Source organism: Thalassospira sp. MCCC 1A02491, assembly GCF_001613785.1.
In the GTDB taxonomy this organism is placed as follows: domain Bacteria; phylum Pseudomonadota; class Alphaproteobacteria; order Rhodospirillales; family Thalassospiraceae; genus Thalassospira; species Thalassospira povalilytica.
In genome coordinates, this window is the sequence record NZ_LPVX01000004.1 from 36,671 (window position 1) to 52,533 (window position 15,863).

Here is a 15,863-nt window from a genome sequence, read left to right on the forward strand (position 1 = left end):
GAAAACCGCCATGTCTGTGCGCATCCGCGACGGGTTTGCGTTGCTTGTTGGTATTTTTGTCTTTTACACCGCGGCGACGGGCCCGTTTGAAAGTCTTGTTCAAAGGGCGGTTTTCCTCGCACTTGTGACCTGTTTGGGGTTGTGTCTTTATCCGCTGGGCAAAGACACAAGCTGGCGAAAGCTGGGATTGGTTGTGGATCTTGTGCTTGCGGCGGTCACGGTTGGTGCCTGTGCCTATATTGTTGTGAACTACGACGAGATCATGACGACCCTGCCATGGGCGACCCGTCTTGATATGGTCCTGACCGTCGGGCTGGTTGTGACCGTTCTTGAAGTCGGTCGCCGTGCGGTCGGGGCAATTTTTCCTGCCCTTGTGATTGCCGGTCTGCTGTATGCGTTGCTGGGCAAATATATTCCCGGAAGTCTTGGCCATCGCGGGTTTGATGTTGAATTCGTTACCGAGACGATTTTCCTGGGTGATCTCGGGATCTGGGGCATGCTGACCGGGGTTGCCGCCACGGTGATTGCTGCCTTTGTCCTGTTCGGGGCTTTGTTGCTTCATACCGGTGGCGGGCAAAGCTTTATGGATCTGGCGATGCGCCTTGGCGGCCGGCAAAAAGGCGGCGCTGCGAAAATCGCGATTATTTCGAGCGGCCTGTTTGGCATGATTTCCGGATCGGCGGTGGCCAATGTTGCGACGACCGGCAATTTCACCATCCCGATGATGCGTCGTCTGGGCTATCCGGCACCCCTTGCCGCCGCGGTCGAGGCCGTGGCCTCAACCGGCGGGCAGATTGCCCCGCCGATCATGGGGGCGGCGGCCTTTGTCATGGCCGAAATTCTTGGCATTGCCTATGTCGATGTCATGATCGCGGCAATCATTCCGGCCATCCTTTTTTATCTTTCGGTGTTTGTGACCGTTCATATCGTCGCCACAAGACGCAATCTGAGCCTGGTGCCCGAAGACGAGCTTCCGGCATGGTCCGAAATTCTTGCCCTGCGCAAGGTGTTGCCGATCATTGCTGCCCTTGGTGGCCTTGCCATCGGGATATTTATGGGCCGATCGGTTGCGACATCGGCATTTTATGGCATGGCGGCGTTGCTGGTGGCTTTTGTCCTGACATCGGTCGGCCAGATACCGGTTGCCGAGATGGCAAAGCGGGTTCTGGACGGGGTGATTGATGCCGGCAAGGGTATGGTGATTATCGGTGTCTTGCTGGCCGGCGCGCAAATCCTTGTTTCCATGATCAACATGACCGGGATTGGTGTGACGCTCAGTTCCATGATCGTTGCGATTGCCGGTGATTCAACAGTTTTGGTGGCGGTGATTGTTGGTCTGGTGTGCCTGATCATGGGCATGGGACTTCCGACCACGGCGGCCTATGTGCTGGTTGCGGCGGTTCTGGCCCCGGCGATGACAGCGGTCGGGATCGAACCGCTTACCGCACATCTGTTTGTCTTCTATTTCGCGACCATTTCGGTCATCACGCCACCGGTCTGTGTCGCGGTATTTGTCGGGGCCGGGATCGCGCAGACCAACTGGCTTCCCGCCGCGTTTGAAGCGGTGCGTCTTGGCGCGCTGACCTATGTCGTGCCGTTCATGTTGCTGCTGTATCCCGGCATGACTGGCGGCGGTGGCGTCATGGCGGTGACCAACGCCATTTTGTCCGGGCTTGTTCTTGTCGTGGCGATTCCGGCCTTGCTGGGCGGGCAGCCGTTGCTGGGGCGGGTATGGCTTGATCGCGGGATGCTGGTGATTGTGATTGCCATTGCATTGTGGCCGGCCTTCCTGACGCCGGTGATTGCCGCGGGCCTGCTGGGCGGGTTGCTGTTTTGGGGGCGTGATGCCCGTCGTGCCGCGATGGAGGGTGGACAATGAAGACCATCCGCATCGGAACCGGTGCCGGTTTTTCCGGCGACCGCATCGAACCGGCTGTCGATCTGGCCGAGCGTGGCGATATTGATTATCTGGTTTTTGAATGTCTGGCTGAACGGACCATCGCGCTGGCGCAACAGGCAAAAATGCACGATCCCGATGGCGGGTTTGATCCGTTGCTTGAACGGCGCATGCGCGCGGTTCTGCCGATCTGCCATAAAAAGGCGATCCGGGTGATTTCCAATATGGGGGCGGCAAACCCGGTGGCCGCGGCACGGCGCACGGTCGATATCGCGTGCGAACTCGGCCTTTCGGGCTTGAAGGTCGCGGCAGTTGTTGGTGATGACGTTCTTGATATCCTGTCACCCGACCAGTTTCGCATTGATGAGGCCGGTTGCACCCTGGCCGGTTTTGAAAAACAGGTGGTGTCGGCCAATGCCTATCTCGGGGCCGGGGGAATTGTTGATGCGCTGGCGGCCGGGGCGGATGTCGTTCTGACCGGTCGTGCGGCCGATCCGGCGATGTTTCTGGCGCCACAGATTTTTGAATTTGGCTGGCAGATGGATGATTGGAACCGGCTTGGGCGCGGGACGCTTGTTGGTCATCTTCTGGAATGTGGCGGCCAAATCACCGGGGGCTATTTTGCCGATCCCGGGATCAAGGATGTGCCGGATCTGGCCCGGCTGGGCTTCCCGATTGCCGAGGTTGCCGAAGACGGAAATGCCGTCATTACCAAACTTGCCGATACGGGCGGTTTTGTGACGGCGGCAACCTGCAAGGAACAGCTTCTTTACGAAGTTCATGATCCGAAACGCTATATCCAGCCCGATGTGGTTGCCGATTTTTCCAACGTCGAGATTGCCGAAATCGGACCGGACCGGGTTGCGATTACCGGCGGTGACGGATCGGCGCGTACCGGCACGCTCAAGGTATCGATCGGCTATGTCGATTCCTGTGTCGGTGAAGGTCAGATTTCATATGCTGGTCCCGGTGCCGAAGCCCGCGGGCGTCTTGCCCTTGATATCCTGCATCAACGGCTTTTGCTTGCCGGGATCGCGCATGAAGAAGTCAGGGGGGAGCTGATCGGGGTGAATTCGGTGTTTCAGGACGCCAAATCAGGGCCATCAGAACCGGCGGAAGTGCGCCTGCGTTTTGTGGTGCGAACCCGTGATCTTGCCACTGCCGCACGGATCGGCGAGGAAGTCGAAAGCCTGTATCTTAACGGGCCGGCCGGTGGTGGCGGGGTGACCAAATCCAAACGGGAAATCGTTGCGATCGTATCGGGACTTCTGCCCGAAGGCCAGGTGCGCACGCAGTTTGAAATGATGGAGGCCTGATGTTGCAGTTACGCGATATTGCGCATTCGCGCACCGGGGACAAAGGCAACATTTCCAATGTGTCGGTGATTGCCTATCACCCTGAAGACTGGCCGCTTCTGATCGATCAGGTCACGGCAGAACGGGTGCGCGCGCATTTTGGCACAATGATTTCGGGCAAGGTCATCCGTTATGAATTGCCACAGATCGGGGCCCTTAATTTCGTGATGCACGATGCGCTTGGCGGCGGAGTGACAAGGTCACTGGCACTTGATCCGCATGGCAAATGTCTAAGCTCTTTGATCCTGTCGCTGCCGATCAACAAGGCCGGGGCATAGGGCATCAAACACCGCCGGGTCAAACAGGCAACAAACAAAAAGGGTGGCGTGATTGCCACCCTTGGGTCATCGGTGATTTGGTTGCTTTTGCCCGGAATTTTCCGGTGTTTCCCGGTATTTCCCGGTGTTTTTCAGTCCGGGTGCGCTTGATCAGGTGGCCTTGAAAATGACCGGGCTGTCGCCTTCGTGCCATTGATCATATTTGGTCATGGCCCGTTCAAAAAAGGACGAGGCCAGAAAATCATCCAGCCAGCGTTGGACATGTACAAACGGCATGGCATCAAACGCATCCGGGTCGGTATTGGCGAACTGGCGGATAAAGGGTGCAATGGCAAAATCGGCCAGGGCCGGGCGCGACCCGAACAGGTATTTGCCAACCGCAAGCCGCCCGTCCAGACGATTAAGGATCTTTTCCGCATCCCGGCGATGTTCGGCGGGATCGGCATCCTCGTAGCGGGTGTGGTATTTGTAACGATCAAGATGATGCTTGAACGGCCCGTCATTTTGCGCAATCAGCGCCAGCATGTCTTCAAGCGTGCCGCTTTCGGGGCTTAGCCAATTAAGCGGATCGTTTTCTGCAAGCGCCCAGACCATGATTTCAAGGCTTTCATCAATCACCGACCCGTCAGGAAGGATCAGGACCGGCACCGTTGCCTTGGGCGAAGCATCGATCATGCTTTGCGGCTTGTCGCGCAGAACCACTTCGCGCAGTTCGACATCAATTTCCGCTGCCAGAAGCGACATCCGTGCCCGCATCGCATAGGGGCAGCGCCGGAAACTGTAAAGGATCGGGCGTTCGGGCGATGCGGTGGCGCCATGGTCGGTATCGTTCCCGGTCGATGCGTCATCGCGTGGCGGGATCGACGGACCGTCAGCAGACGGCATAAGGTCGGTGGTGTGATCAATTTCGGGCATATAACCGGATTAAACGGTGCGGGGGGTGAATGCAATGTCATTTGCAATGTCGTCGGTAATATCATCGCAATATCATTTAGGGAAAATCGGTCAAATCGCGGTTTTTTGATGCTGCGGGCTTGATTTCCGGGGGCAGTTTGTGAAAGGACAGTGCACCAGTTTTACGCACAGAGACAGGAAATGGGGCAGACGCCAAGGCGTCTATGCGATATCCTGTGATCTGAGAGATTAAAGCCGATTGGAAAGAACAAGGGGCAAGTCCTATGACACCGACCGAAATCGCGCGCGTTACCGATTATCTGCGCCGCACCTTTGACAATAACCAGATCGCGATTGATGCGCCGAAGAAAAAAGGCCATCCGATCGAGATGCGTATTGGCGATGAGTTCGTCGGCGTCGTGCATCGTGACGAGGACGAAGGCGAAGTCAGCTATTCGCTTAATCTGGTCATTCTTGAAGAAGACCTGCCGCCGGCACCGTGATCGGTCCTGTTATTGCAGGAAAATAAAAACGCCCCGGGCCTTGTTTCCCGGGGCGTTTTTTTTGGGGCACTCGTATTTATGGTTTGGCATCATTTGGCGCGACTTTTGGGCGTTTGAATATGATCATTTTGAAGATTGTAATGATCGGTTTGTTTCCCTGGAGACATCCCGGCGGTTCAGAAGTCTGAAATTCATCAATTCCGACAAATTCCCAGCCTTTTCCGGCCTCCCGATTTATAATTGTTTGATACTCAGCTACAGCTTGAGCTCGGTTTTCTTTCTTGCCGATTGCAATGACCGTAGGTCCCGCAACACATTGATATTCGAATTGAACTTGATCGGTCATAGTCGATTCTTTCGTTTCATACGGAAAGGTTAATTCAACTATGGGTAGTCTATTCCGCCGTTTGGATACTTGCAACGACCTAAACGATCGATGGTTTTTTTTAGTGCAATGCTGAAGGGAAACTTTCGAAATGCAGTTGCAGCATAATTCGAGCAGCTAGGTTCGAACCTGCATTTCATCCTAACACTTTTGGGGGCAATCAGTTGGTACATCCTGATTGCCCCCAATGCCAAGTAACTCAGAGGGTTGAGTATTTTCATACTTTGTTACCGTCAGGTTTTCTATTGCAGCCTAAGCCGCTGTTTTGGCATCTTCGGATTTGATGACCTTGTGGTTGTCTTCATTCATGCCAAGTTTCCAATAGCTTGAAATATAAAGATCATCCTTGCCAAGGCCGCATTCTTCGCGGAAGTAGCTGCGCAGTTCCTTCATTGCGGTGAATTCACATGCCGCCCAGACCGACGGGCGTCCATCGCCCCAGGGAAGCTTTTTGACCACATTAACAAGGGCGTTGCTGACTTCGCCCGGACGCGGATTGATCACCCATTCGATGGTGATGTTGTCGGGCTTGGCAAGGGGCTGAATATCGGCTTCCGAGCGTACTTCGATCACCGCATAGCCACGTGCATCGGCCCCCAGCGTTTCGAGATTGACCGAAACCGCGGGAAGGGCCGTCATATCCCCGACAATCAGGAACCAGTCGGCATCCGGATCAACCAGCTTTTTCGGGCCGGGACCGCCGACCGTGATCACATCGCCGGGCTTGCAATTGACCGCCCAGTTCGATGCCGGGCCACCATGGTCATTGTGATCGGACCCATCGCCATGCATGACGAAATCAAGATCGATCTCGCGGCCCTGATCGGTCTTGCGGTCATGACGCACGGTGTAGGTCCGGCGCAATACCCGGTCCTTGTCATCGCCATCAATCGGAAAGATCAGTTTGACATAGGCGCTTTCCTGATCTTCGGGAAAGCTTGCCATGCCGTCGCCGCCAAGGGTAACGCGCAGCATATTGGGGGTGACTTGCTTTTTTGCGATCACGACAAGATCGCGTGGGGCAGGTCTGTTCATGAGAAACTCCTAAGTCCTTTGGTGCGGTTTGTTTTTTTGCACCATGTCCTATCCGCAGGGATCAAGGTTATCAGCCATAAGATTGGCGATTTCGACAAAATCCCTGATTTGTTGGGGGGTAAGACCGCGTGTCATTCGGGTTCTGACATCTTGCTCGACCGTGCGGAATGCTTCCATGCGGGTCTCGCCTGCGGCTGTCAAATGCAGTGTCTGGCTGCGTCGGTCGATCGGGTGCGGGCGGCGTTCAATCAGCCCGTCATTTTCAAGTTCTTTCAAAAGCCGCGTGATGCGGCCTTTGTCCTGACCGGATTTTTCGGCCATTTGCTGGGCGGTGATGCCCGGAATGCGGATGATCCATTTCATCACGCGTTTGTGCGAAATCGGCATCGGCATATCGGCATCGACCATCGCATTCATCAGGCTGCGTTTATAGGCGTGAACAAGCCGATGCAGGGTTTCACCCGGGACATGTGCCTTGTCCGATGCCTGGTCTTGTGCCTGATCCTGTTCGATCATGATCTTTCTCGCTTTATCACACATTCGCGGCAATCAGGCCGGTACGAAGGGCATGGCGACGCCCTTCGCAAATCAGGGCCGATGCCAGGGCCGCACCACTTGCCACCATCATGATGGTATCAAGCTCAAACCCGCCGCCGGTGCCAATCAGGATCGCGGCCAGTGCCGCACCCACCGATTGCCCGGTCAGGCGCGCGGTCGATAACATGCCGCTGGCCCCGCCGGAACGATCACGCGGTGCCGATGTCAGCATCAGGCGGTTATTGGGCGCCTGAAACAGCCCGAACCCGATCCCGCACAGGGCAAGCGCGCCGATAATCCCGGCATAGCTTCCGCCTTCCGGTACAAAGGTAATGGCATAAAGCCCGATCGCAAACACCATCATGCCAAGCCCGGTCAGACGGATTGGCGAATATTTATCGGCCAGCCGTCCGGCAACCGGGGCGGCAACCGCGGTGGCAAGCGGCCAGGGCGTCATCAAAAGTCCGGTGACGGTCGCGCTATAACCCAGCACGTCATGGAAATAGAATGGCAGGGTAACGAACGCAATCATCTGCGCACAGAAACCGCAAATCGATGATCCGATGGAACAGGCAAAAACCGGCAGTTTCAAAAGATCAAGCGGCAACATCGGCCGGTCCTTGGACAATTGACGCCGCACCAGAAACGCACCGGCAATGATCGCAATGGCAAATTGCGCGGTGATCAGGGCCGGGTCATTTTCGGTGCCGACATTGCCAAGGGCCGAAATCAACCCGCCAAAGGTCAGCACATTCAAAAACGCGCTGATGAAATCAAACCGGGTGCGGCTTGGCGCGTTAAAGGGCAGGGTGAAATAACCGACAATGATCGCCAGGATCGAAATCGGCACATTGATCAAAAACAGCCAATGCCAGCTTGCAACCGCCAGAATGGCCGATGCGATGGTCGGGCCGCCTGCGGCCGACACAGATACCGTCATGGCGATCCAGCCAATGGCACGGCCAAGCTTGGCCTGCGGGAAGATATGGCGCATGACCGCGCCATTAATGCTCATCAATGCGGCACCACCAAGACCCTGCAACACGCGCGCAGCAGTCAGAAACTCGATATTCGGGGCCATGGCACACAGGAATGATGCAATTCCGAAAATCGCAATACCGCTCAGATAAACCTTGCGAAAACCGATGGCCTCGCCAAGGGCGGCCAACGGCAATAAGGAAACAACAATCGCCAGCTGATAGGCGGTGACAACCCAGATGGCATGGGCGGGCGAAACGCCCTGATCCTGCGCAATGATCGGAAGGGCGACATTCATGATCGTGCCGTCAAGCACGGCCATCATGATGGTCAGCAACACCGCCATTGCGGCAAATCCGGCCCGCGGGCTTGGCAATCCGTCCGGGTAAATGGTGGTCGAAATCTTCATGGGGCGATTTCTCTTTCAGTCTTCTTGGCAACGCAGAACGGCTCGTCCCGAACGGACGACAAAGCACTGCGCAATTCGGTGACACGCGAGGGGTGCGGGGCGGACACAGAAGTCGGGGATGGGGGCGAAAGGCTTCAGTATCCGTGATCTTAATTGGTTGACTATATCAACTACATGAAGATGGTTGATTGTGTCAACTATATTTTGAGGCCTGCACTTCCGGGTAGTTCCGATCCGCGCCATTGGGGCGTAACATCAAGGAAATGAACAGGGAGGACAGAATATGAAAACCGCAATGATGCTTGCTATCACAGCAATGATTGCGCTTGGCGCACACCCCGCGCCAGTACAAGCCGGATCAGAACCGACAATCGTTGATCAACAGATCGAACATGGCGGCGGCTGCCGCAAAAGCTCCCCACCCGGTCAGTGTTGCCACATGGATCGCAAGGCCGGGACGGTGCATTGTCACTAATAGTTAGTGTTTACAATGAATATAATTGAATGTTAATTCAACTATTGGTGTTATATTTCTTATATCTCAATTTTGAGGTGTGTGGTGGAGAAAGTAACTTTCACAATTTACTTGGCGAAAGAGGGCCAAGAGCACTTCGAGGAAATTTTAACCGATAGCGCTAGGGAAAAACTCGGACGACGCGGGTTGTTCGTTCACAACTTACCGGAATTTGGGGATGGAGGGCGCTTGTTTGTATTTTCCGGCGATGAGCAAGTCCCCCTTTGGTACAGGAGGCTTGAACGGCACTTTGATTTAGCCTTCAAGGTGGGAACTAAGTCCACCAGCGCAATCCTGATGTTCAGAAAAGAAAGAAGGATCTTTGCTTGTCCATTTGCTTTCGGCTGGATGTATTTGAATGATCGTCGACTAGAAGCTGACTTCGGTTTACGTGCTGCAATTAATGCGTTGGATGACAAAAGGCTGCAACAAATAGAAAGGGCAAACTTGAGTGATGCAATTCGGGGTGTAGAACTGTCGCCTTTTAAAAGAGATTTGAGTTCTTTTGGGTTAGAAGCAGCGCTTAATCTTGTTCGACGAGTTGGTGGAGATGCGCAGGAAGATAGCACTGCAGAAACTATGCTTGGTGCGCAATCTCTCAAGATCACAGGTGATTTCGATCTTGAAAATCTTCCAGAGTTAGCAAGTGAGGCTTTGGGCCTATTCACATCGGAGTTTTATAAAGACACTAGCTTTGTAGCGTTGGATGTAATTCGGCCGATTAGAGATCGGGCTTTGGTTGATAAATTAGATTTGCTGGCATTGGAACGAATTAAGGAAGGCCACGAAGACTTCGAATTTGGTCTTCCAGTCGCTTTGGCTGATGAGTCGGTAATGTATAGTTTTCAGGGACCCGGATTGCGAGGAGGTTTTCCTGATCTTAATCTAACTGATTATCTAAACGCTCTAGGTGAAAAAATCGAAGAGATCACCCCCGATACCCTAAAAAAGCACAAGGTGATTGCTTCTTTTCAAGAAGCCGATCGCCCAGATCGGACTTGGTCTGCGCGACAATCTTTAGTGGGTACGTTAGTTCATGGGGACGGTTTGTACGCGCTTAACGAAGGAGAATGGTACAGGATTGACCAAGCTTTTAGAGATACTGTCATCAATTCATTTGAACAATCGTGTGCTGAATGGGACGGTTTTCCTAAACCACGACCGCTTGCTAAGCAGTTTCAAGAGAATGGAGACGGAGTATATGAATCTGAGGGGCAGTACAACCGTTCAGTAGGCAAAGCATTGGGATACTTGGTATTCGATACTGTGATGATAAAAGTTCCAGATGTACCAAACTCAGGTTTTGAAGTTTGTGACTTGCTTGACCTGCAGAATAAGAGACTGATTCATGTTAAGAAAAACTCTCGTAGATCCAGTGTGTTGAGCCACTTTTTCAAACAAGGCTCAAATTCTGCACGGAACATAAAATGTTACCCGTTAGTAAGGGAGAAAATGGCTGAATATGTTGGAAGCCAATATTCTCAAGAGCAGGCGGACGAACTTCGCAACTCCTTTGATAACAATTTGAACGACTGGACAGTGGAATATTGGATAGCGGATAGGCCTAGAGCCAATGGTCTCTTCGATATTCCGTTTTTCAGTAAAGCGTCATTCAGCGAAGAGCGAAGAAGTATGCAATCGATGAGTTACAATGTTTGCATTCGCTTTATACCGCTGCATTAAATTTCATAAAACACCCACTCAACAAATACCCACCTGTAGGTGCCTCCCAATCAATCATTTCGCCGAGGCAATAGGTGCCGGGGCGTTTGATGAGTTGGAAGTTGTCATCGAGTTCTTCCCAAGCGACACCACCGGCGGTGCTGATGGCCTCGTCGATTGGGCGGGGCTTTTTGATTTTGAGGGGGAGGTTTTTGATCGCGGTGGCCAGTTTGGCCGGATCGTTTTGAATGTCGCGCGGGGTGACTTCGAAAATCAGGGCGGTTTTGGTGGCATCAAGGCCGAGTGTTTTGCGCAAATGATTGCCAAGCGAGTTCTTGCCGCGTGGTTTGGCAAGGCGGGTGGTGACGTCATCAAGTGTTCTGTCGGGGCAGAGGTCGAGCGTCAGGGTGCCGGTCCCGGTTTCAAGCCACTGGTCGCGAAGCGTTGCAGATATGGCATAAACCGCACTGCCTTCGATCCCGGTTTTGGAAATCACGAACTCGCCGCGCACGGTCTGGGTGCCGCAGGTCAGCGTCACGGCCTTGACCGGTGATCCGGCACATTTGTCGATCAGATGATCCGTCCAGTCGATGTCAAAGCCGCAATTGGCCGGTTTGAACGGATTGCATTTGATCCCGGCATTCATCAGGATTTCCATCCATTTGCCGTCCGATCCCAACCGTTTCCAGCTTCCGCCACCAAGCGCAAGGATGGTGATATCGGCATCTGCCGTCACGTCGCCATCAGGGGTTTTGAAAACCGCCTGACCGGCATCGTTCCAGCCGGTCCAGTAATGGCGGTAATGGATCACGCAGCCCAACCCATCAAGGCGTCGCAACCAGGCACGCAAAAGCGGACTTGCCTTCATCGCGGTCGGAAAGACCCGGCCAGATGAGCCAACAAAGGTTTCAACACCAAGCCCCGCGCACCAGTCGCGGATTTGGGTGGGGCCGAATTTGCGCAAATGCGGTTCAAGGCGGGCGCGCGATGCGCCATAGCGGGTCAGGAAAGTTTCCAGATCCTCGCCATGGGTGATGTTAAGTCCCGATTTCCCCGCCATCAGGAATTTGCGCCCGGCACTTGGCATGCCTTCATAGATCGTTACCGCATAACCGTCACCCGCAAGCCGTTCTGCGGCCATCAGGCCAGCCGGACCGGCACCGATCACCATGGCGGTTTTGCCATTCGGGGCTGGTTTTACGGGGGTGTTGGCTGTGGTCATGATCGGCCTTGTGATGCGATGCGGTTCTGTTGGGCGGTTTTAGCTTCTTTGGCGGGGATTGGCAATTTGTGCTGATGGATCCTGTGGTGCTGGTGGTGAGAGGCCCGCGCCGTTGCAGGGGCCACGTAGGGCGGGGCAAAACGCAAGGGGGCGGGACACTGCTAGTATCGAGCAGTCTCAACCGCATATGGGGATGCGGTCGCAGGGATTTCTCGCCTGTATCAGGTGATGATGAAATATCATTTCATGAATTGCGGGTTGTTGGGTGAATTCGACCCTTTTTGTCGCGGTTTGCGCCAAACATTGGCAATTTGTCGGCATTTCGGATAACAAAAAATCAGAAGAGGCAAACAAACCAAAAGACGACCAACAGGAGGAAACATGCGTTCTTACGATCTGGTGAAGGGGATCGGCGCGATTACCCGTCGTTCCATGCTGGCAACCGCACTTGGCGCCATTGCATTTGGCGCGGTGTCATTCGGGCAGGGGGCTGCGCAGGCGGCCGAGAAAATCAATATTGCTGCACTGACCTTTGTTTCAAGCTCGCCACTGTTCATCGCCAAGGAAAAGGGCTATTTCGCGGACGAGGGGCTTGATGCGGAAATCACGTTCTTCCGCGCTGCACAGCCGGTTGCCGTTGCGATTGCATCGGGCGATGCCGATTTTGGCGTTACGGCCTTCACCGGCGGGTTCTTTAACCTGGCGGGCAAAGGCGCGCTTAAGGTGATTGGCGCACAGCTTCATGAAGATCCGGGCTATGACGGGTCGGCGATCCTTGCATCCAATGCCGCCTATGAAGCCGGTTTGACGTCGGTTGACAAGCTGGGCGGGCACAGCTTTGCCCTGTCGCAGGTTGGGTCAAGTTTCCATTACATGATCGGCAATGTTGCGGAAAAGGCCGGCGTTGATATCGACAGTATGGAGCTGAAGCCGCTGCAATCGGTTCCGAACATGATCGGGGCGCTTAAAAGCGGGCAGGTCGACAGCATGATCATCGTACCGCACATTGCCAAGCCGCTGGCAAATGCCGGTGCGGCCCATATCATCGGCTGGGTAAAGGATTATGTGCCTTATCAGGTTGGTGGTCTTTTCACGTCGACCAAGAATGTCGAAGAACGCCGTGACGTGGTCGAGAAATTCGTGCGCGCCTATCAGAAAGGTGTGGCTGATTACCGTGCGGGCCTTCTGGCGACCGATGCGGATGGCAAGCTGATTGAAAGCGATACCACGAACGAAATCCTCGAAATCGTTCACAAATATGTCTATGCCGATGACCCGGCCGAGAAGGCCTATCCGAAAATCCGCAATGGCGCGATGTTCATCACCGAGGAAGGCAAGCTTGATGTCGAAGACGTCAAGGCACAGGTCAAATGGTATCAGGAGCGCGGCTATGTTTCCGAAAGTGCCGATCCAGATACCTTCATCGATACCAGCTTCATCGCGCCGCTTGGCCAGTAAGCGGATGTGATTTCAAACCGGGCCGGAACTGTTGCGTTCGGCCCGGTTGTCTTTGGGACGCCTGTTTTCCCGAATTGCCACCACGAATGTTAATTATCCAAAGAGTTGGCCATGCGGCTTACCATCAAAAATGTCAGCCATCGCTATGATCAGGTCGAAGCATTGCGCGACATTGATCTGACGATTGAACCGGGCGAGGTCGTTGCCCTGATCGGGCCTTCGGGCTGCGGGAAATCAACGCTTTTGTCGATCATTGGCGGGATGCTCAAACCCAGTTCCGGTGACGTCCTGATTGATGATCAGGCCAAACCCGACGGGTGCCTTAACCCGCTGACATATGTGTTTCAGGATTTCGCATTGCTGCCCTGGCGCACGGTTGCGGGCAATATCAGTCTGGTGCTTGAAGACCATCCATTGTCCAAAGCCGAACGGGATGCCCGGATCGAAGAAGTTCTGACGCAAACCAATCTGTCGGATTTCCGCGATGCTTATCCCAAACAGCTGTCTGGTGGCATGAAGCAACGCGTGGGTATTGCCCGTGCCCTTGCGGTGCGCCCGGCGGTGCTGTTGATGGATGAACCACTATCGGCCCTTGATGCGCAGACCCGCATTCTGTTGCTTGATGAATTTTCCGATCTGTTTGCGCGCACCGGCATGACCGCGGTTTATGTCACCCACAACCTGAACGAGGCGGTGCGTCTGGCCCATCGGGTGGTGGCACTGCGCCGCCGTCCGGGCACGATCAAGGAAATCCACAGCATCGATATCCCGATCAGTGATCGCACTGAGGGCATGGCCGAACTTGTTGCCCATGAACAGGCCCTTTGGAACCTGATCCGGGATGAGGCGATTGCCGCGGACAAGGAGCTTGAAAATGTCGCGTGAGGTCGCAAACATCACTTCTGATGGCGCGGATAACAAGGTCCGTTTTCGCGCCACCGGCTTTAATCCCAAGGCCAACCCGGTTGCCGCATGGGCAAGCTTTATGGTGGTGATTGCCCTTTGGCAATTGGGATCAAGCACCGGGTTTATTTCCGAACTGGCAATGCCAAGCCCGGTCGCGGTGGCCCAGGCACTTTGGCAATTGATTGTGTCGGGTGATCTTTGGCGCCATCTGGCGGCATCGCTTCAGCGTCTTGTGGGCGGCTGGGTGATGGGGACGGTTGCGGGGCTGATCGTCGGTTTTCTGGTCGGCATGTTTACCTGGGCGCGTTCGCCCGGTGTGGCATTGGTATCCGCCCTGTTCCCGATCCCGAAAATCGCGCTTTTACCGCTGTTTATCATCTGGTTTGGCATTGGCGAGCCGTCAAAGTTTGCCACCATTGCCTTTGGCGTGTTTTTCCCGACCGTGATCAACACCTTTGGCGGGGTCGATAACGTCCAGCGTAACCTGATCCGCATGGGGCAAAGCTTTGACATGCCGATGTGGTCGGTGATCCGCAAGATCATCCTGCCCGGTGCATTGCCAACCATCCTGTCGGGGTTTCGTATTTCATCCTCGATCGCGATTATCCTTCTGATCGCAGCCGAGATGATTGGGGCACAATACGGGATTGGTGCACTTATTCTTGCGGCAGGCAACCTGTATCAAACCGATCAGCTGATTGCCGGTGTGGTGGTTTTGTCGCTGTTGGGATTGTGCGTATCCTGGTTGCTGGGGCGGCTGGATCGCTGGTTGCTTGGCTGGCGCTAGGTTCTTCACAAAACACAGAAAAGCCGGGCAATTGTGACGATTGTCCGGCTTTTTTTATCTGTGATCGGCCCGGAACCTGGCCGGCGGCATGCCAGCCTTTTTGGCAAAGAAACGGGAAAAATATCCGGCATCGCGAAAGCCGAGTTCGGCGGCGATTTGCTGAACCGCGATGTCGGTATAGATCAGGGTGCGCTTGGCCTCCAGCATCAGGCGGTTTTGCAATACCTCGCTTGCGGTCATGCCATAGATATCCTTGGCAATGCGATTGAGCTGGGTGGTGGTGACGCCGATTTCGCGGGCATAGAATTCAAGCGGCTTGTGATGTTTGTAAAACCGTTCAACCAGCATCTGGAATTTGCGAAATTTCGCGGTTTTCTGTTCCTGACGCGACAGATGGGCCGGATCACCTTGTGGCGCGATCCGCCCGACATCAAGCAACAGCAATCCCAGAATATGACGAAGCGCAAACAGACGCCCGGTATTGTGGCTGTAATATTCGCGCGCCAACTGTGAAATCAGGAAATCAACCGGCCCGGATGGCTGGCTCTGATCGGGGTCAAGATTGGTATCAACACAGATCGCCTGATCAAGCCGGGCAAGCAATTTGGGGGCCGGGGCCAGAATTTCCTGAAGATGATGATCGGTCAGGGAAATGACCCAGCCATCAATATCATCACTGAATTTGAAACCATGCACCGTGCCCGGCGGGACAGTAATCAGCTGCCCGGCCTGCATGGTCAGGTTCTGGTCATCAAAGCTGATTTCGGCTGTGCCCCGGGTGATGTAAAGCAACTGAAACAGGTTGGTATGACGGTGCGGCTTGATGTGCAAATCATGCAGGCGCGACCGTTCCGGGATGCTTTCAAGATGAAAGAATTCCGGTTCGGTGATCGGTTGCTGTGCGCTGGTTTCCGCGCCATCGGGAAAATCATCGGCGAAACCATCGGACACATCCCGATCAAACGCGTCGATTGGCGAGTGTGCGCGATGGGCGTCGCGTTCGCCATACAGTTTGTAGATCGGGATGCTGTTGCGCATAGGGT

Annotated in this window: 16 protein-coding genes; 8 read left to right on the forward strand and 8 right to left on the reverse strand. The window is 54.5% G+C overall.

The genetic code is table 11. The features are described from left to right. Positions 1-10: 10 nt before the first annotated feature. From AUQ42_RS02300 to AUQ42_RS02310, 3 genes are read left to right on the forward strand one after another with little or no spacing between them, the layout of a single operon-like run. Positions 11-1,879, forward strand: coding sequence for a TRAP transporter fused permease subunit (locus tag AUQ42_RS02300; RefSeq protein WP_068517346.1), 1,869 nt, complete (start codon positions 11-13; stop codon positions 1,877-1,879). Next, positions 1,876-3,213 (forward strand): acyclic terpene utilization AtuA family protein, encoded by a 1,338-nt coding sequence (locus AUQ42_RS02305; RefSeq protein ID WP_068517347.1) that lies wholly within the window; start codon positions 1,876-1,878, stop codon positions 3,211-3,213. Before AUQ42_RS02300 ends, AUQ42_RS02305 begins: the two co-directional genes overlap by 4 nt. Beyond that, positions 3,213-3,530, forward strand: a complete 318-nt coding sequence (locus AUQ42_RS02310) for a hypothetical protein (RefSeq protein WP_369813516.1) — start codon at positions 3,213-3,215, stop codon at positions 3,528-3,530. Before AUQ42_RS02305 ends, AUQ42_RS02310 begins: the two co-directional genes overlap by 1 nt. Before the next feature lie 150 nt (positions 3,531-3,680). Here the strand turns inward: AUQ42_RS02310 and AUQ42_RS02315 are convergent, their stop codons facing one another. Beyond that, positions 3,681-4,445, reverse strand: coding sequence for a glutathione S-transferase (locus AUQ42_RS02315; protein WP_231856659.1), 765 nt, complete (start codon positions 4,443-4,445; stop codon positions 3,681-3,683). 263 nt (positions 4,446-4,708) lie between these two features. On the opposite strand from AUQ42_RS02315, the gene AUQ42_RS02320 reads away from it, so the two are divergent. Further along, a complete protein-coding gene (locus tag AUQ42_RS02320) occupies positions 4,709-4,927 on the forward strand; it encodes a DUF3126 family protein (RefSeq protein WP_068517348.1) in 219 nt (72 codons plus the stop codon). Between the two features lie 76 nt (positions 4,928-5,003). Here the strand turns inward: AUQ42_RS02320 and AUQ42_RS02325 are convergent, their stop codons facing one another. Genes AUQ42_RS02325 through AUQ42_RS02340 form a run of 5 tightly spaced genes read right to left on the reverse strand, consistent with a single transcriptional unit; the run spans position 5,004 to position 8,271 of the window. Further along, on the reverse strand, positions 5,004-5,273 hold the full coding sequence (locus AUQ42_RS02325; protein ID WP_068517349.1) for a DUF4177 domain-containing protein: 270 nt from the start codon (positions 5,271-5,273) through the stop codon (positions 5,004-5,006). Positions 5,274-5,311: 38 nt separating this feature from the next. Beyond that, positions 5,312-5,533, reverse strand: a complete 222-nt coding sequence (gene yidD, locus AUQ42_RS16090; protein ID WP_197460761.1) for a membrane protein insertion efficiency factor YidD — start codon at positions 5,531-5,533, stop codon at positions 5,312-5,314. Positions 5,534-5,564: 31 nt separating this feature from the next. After that, positions 5,565-6,347, reverse strand: coding sequence for a siderophore-interacting protein (locus tag AUQ42_RS02330; RefSeq protein WP_068517350.1), 783 nt, complete (start codon positions 6,345-6,347; stop codon positions 5,565-5,567). Positions 6,348-6,395: 48 nt separating this feature from the next. Continuing rightward, on the reverse strand, positions 6,396-6,863 hold the full coding sequence (locus AUQ42_RS02335; RefSeq protein ID WP_068517351.1) for a MarR family winged helix-turn-helix transcriptional regulator: 468 nt from the start codon (positions 6,861-6,863) through the stop codon (positions 6,396-6,398). Between the two features lie 16 nt (positions 6,864-6,879). Then, entirely contained in the window at positions 6,880-8,271 is a 1,392-nt protein-coding gene (locus AUQ42_RS02340) for an MFS transporter (RefSeq protein ID WP_068517352.1), read from the reverse strand. 559 nt (positions 8,272-8,830) lie between these two features. On the opposite strand from AUQ42_RS02340, the gene AUQ42_RS02350 reads away from it, so the two are divergent. Then, the gene (locus tag AUQ42_RS02350) at positions 8,831-10,468 is read left to right on the forward strand and encodes a TIGR04141 family sporadically distributed protein (protein WP_197460762.1); all 1,638 of its coding nucleotides are present in this window, start codon (positions 8,831-8,833) and stop codon (positions 10,466-10,468) included. Here the strand turns inward: AUQ42_RS02350 and AUQ42_RS02355 are convergent. After that, a complete protein-coding gene (locus tag AUQ42_RS02355) occupies positions 10,452-11,669 on the reverse strand; it encodes a TIGR03862 family flavoprotein (protein ID WP_068517355.1) in 1,218 nt (405 codons plus the stop codon). The two genes, AUQ42_RS02350 and AUQ42_RS02355, sit on opposite strands and share 17 nt — an antisense overlap. 381 nt (positions 11,670-12,050) lie before the next feature. Between AUQ42_RS02355 and AUQ42_RS02360 the strand changes: the two genes are divergently transcribed. The 3 genes from AUQ42_RS02360 to AUQ42_RS02370 all read left to right on the forward strand — a co-directional run bounded on the left by AUQ42_RS02360 (position 12,051) and on the right by AUQ42_RS02370 (position 14,820). After that, the gene (locus AUQ42_RS02360; protein ID WP_082817687.1) at positions 12,051-13,127 is read left to right on the forward strand and encodes an ABC transporter substrate-binding protein; all 1,077 of its coding nucleotides are present in this window, start codon (positions 12,051-12,053) and stop codon (positions 13,125-13,127) included. Between the two features lie 111 nt (positions 13,128-13,238). Next, the gene (locus AUQ42_RS02365) at positions 13,239-14,012 is read left to right on the forward strand and encodes an ABC transporter ATP-binding protein (RefSeq protein ID WP_068517356.1); all 774 of its coding nucleotides are present in this window, start codon (positions 13,239-13,241) and stop codon (positions 14,010-14,012) included. Continuing rightward, the gene (locus AUQ42_RS02370) at positions 14,002-14,820 is read left to right on the forward strand and encodes an ABC transporter permease (protein WP_068517357.1); all 819 of its coding nucleotides are present in this window, start codon (positions 14,002-14,004) and stop codon (positions 14,818-14,820) included. Before AUQ42_RS02365 ends, AUQ42_RS02370 begins: the two co-directional genes overlap by 11 nt. 54 nt (positions 14,821-14,874) lie before the next feature. Here the strand turns inward: AUQ42_RS02370 and AUQ42_RS02375 are convergent, their stop codons facing one another. Further along, complete coding sequence (locus tag AUQ42_RS02375; RefSeq protein WP_068517358.1) at positions 14,875-15,858, reverse strand: helix-turn-helix domain-containing protein; 984 nt, start codon at positions 15,856-15,858, stop codon at positions 14,875-14,877. Between the last annotated feature and the right edge of the window lie 5 nt (positions 15,859-15,863).

Bases quoted from the DNA above. Each gene is read 5' to 3' on its own strand.
- AUQ42_RS02300 (WP_068517346.1), top strand. From the start codon at position 11: ATGTCTGTGCGCATCCGCGACGGGTTTGCGTTGCTTGTTGGTATTTTT.
- AUQ42_RS02305 (WP_068517347.1), top strand. From the start codon at position 1,876: ATGAAGACCATCCGCATCGGAACCGGTGCCGGTTTTTCCGGCGACCGC.
- AUQ42_RS02310 (WP_369813516.1), top strand. From the start codon at position 3,213: ATGTTGCAGTTACGCGATATTGCGCATTCGCGCACCGGGGACAAAGGC.
- AUQ42_RS02315 (WP_231856659.1), bottom strand. From the start codon at position 4,445: ATGCCCGAAATTGATCACACCACCGACCTTATGCCGTCTGCTGACGGT.
- AUQ42_RS02320 (WP_068517348.1), top strand. From the start codon at position 4,709: ATGACACCGACCGAAATCGCGCGCGTTACCGATTATCTGCGCCGCACC.
- AUQ42_RS02325 (WP_068517349.1), bottom strand. From the start codon at position 5,273: ATGACCGATCAAGTTCAATTCGAATATCAATGTGTTGCGGGACCTACG.
- yidD (WP_197460761.1), bottom strand. From the start codon at position 5,533: ATGAAAATACTCAACCCTCTGAGTTACTTGGCATTGGGGGCAATCAGG.
- AUQ42_RS02330 (WP_068517350.1), bottom strand. From the start codon at position 6,347: ATGAACAGACCTGCCCCACGCGATCTTGTCGTGATCGCAAAAAAGCAA.
- AUQ42_RS02335 (WP_068517351.1), bottom strand. From the start codon at position 6,863: ATGATCGAACAGGATCAGGCACAAGACCAGGCATCGGACAAGGCACAT.
- AUQ42_RS02340 (WP_068517352.1), bottom strand. From the start codon at position 8,271: ATGAAGATTTCGACCACCATTTACCCGGACGGATTGCCAAGCCCGCGG.
- AUQ42_RS02355 (WP_068517355.1), bottom strand. From the start codon at position 11,669: ATGACCACAGCCAACACCCCCGTAAAACCAGCCCCGAATGGCAAAACC.
- AUQ42_RS02360 (WP_082817687.1), top strand. From the start codon at position 12,051: ATGCGTTCTTACGATCTGGTGAAGGGGATCGGCGCGATTACCCGTCGT.
- AUQ42_RS02365 (WP_068517356.1), top strand. From the start codon at position 13,239: ATGCGGCTTACCATCAAAAATGTCAGCCATCGCTATGATCAGGTCGAA.
- AUQ42_RS02370 (WP_068517357.1), top strand. From the start codon at position 14,002: ATGTCGCGTGAGGTCGCAAACATCACTTCTGATGGCGCGGATAACAAG.
- AUQ42_RS02375 (WP_068517358.1), bottom strand. From the start codon at position 15,858: ATGCGCAACAGCATCCCGATCTACAAACTGTATGGCGAACGCGACGCC.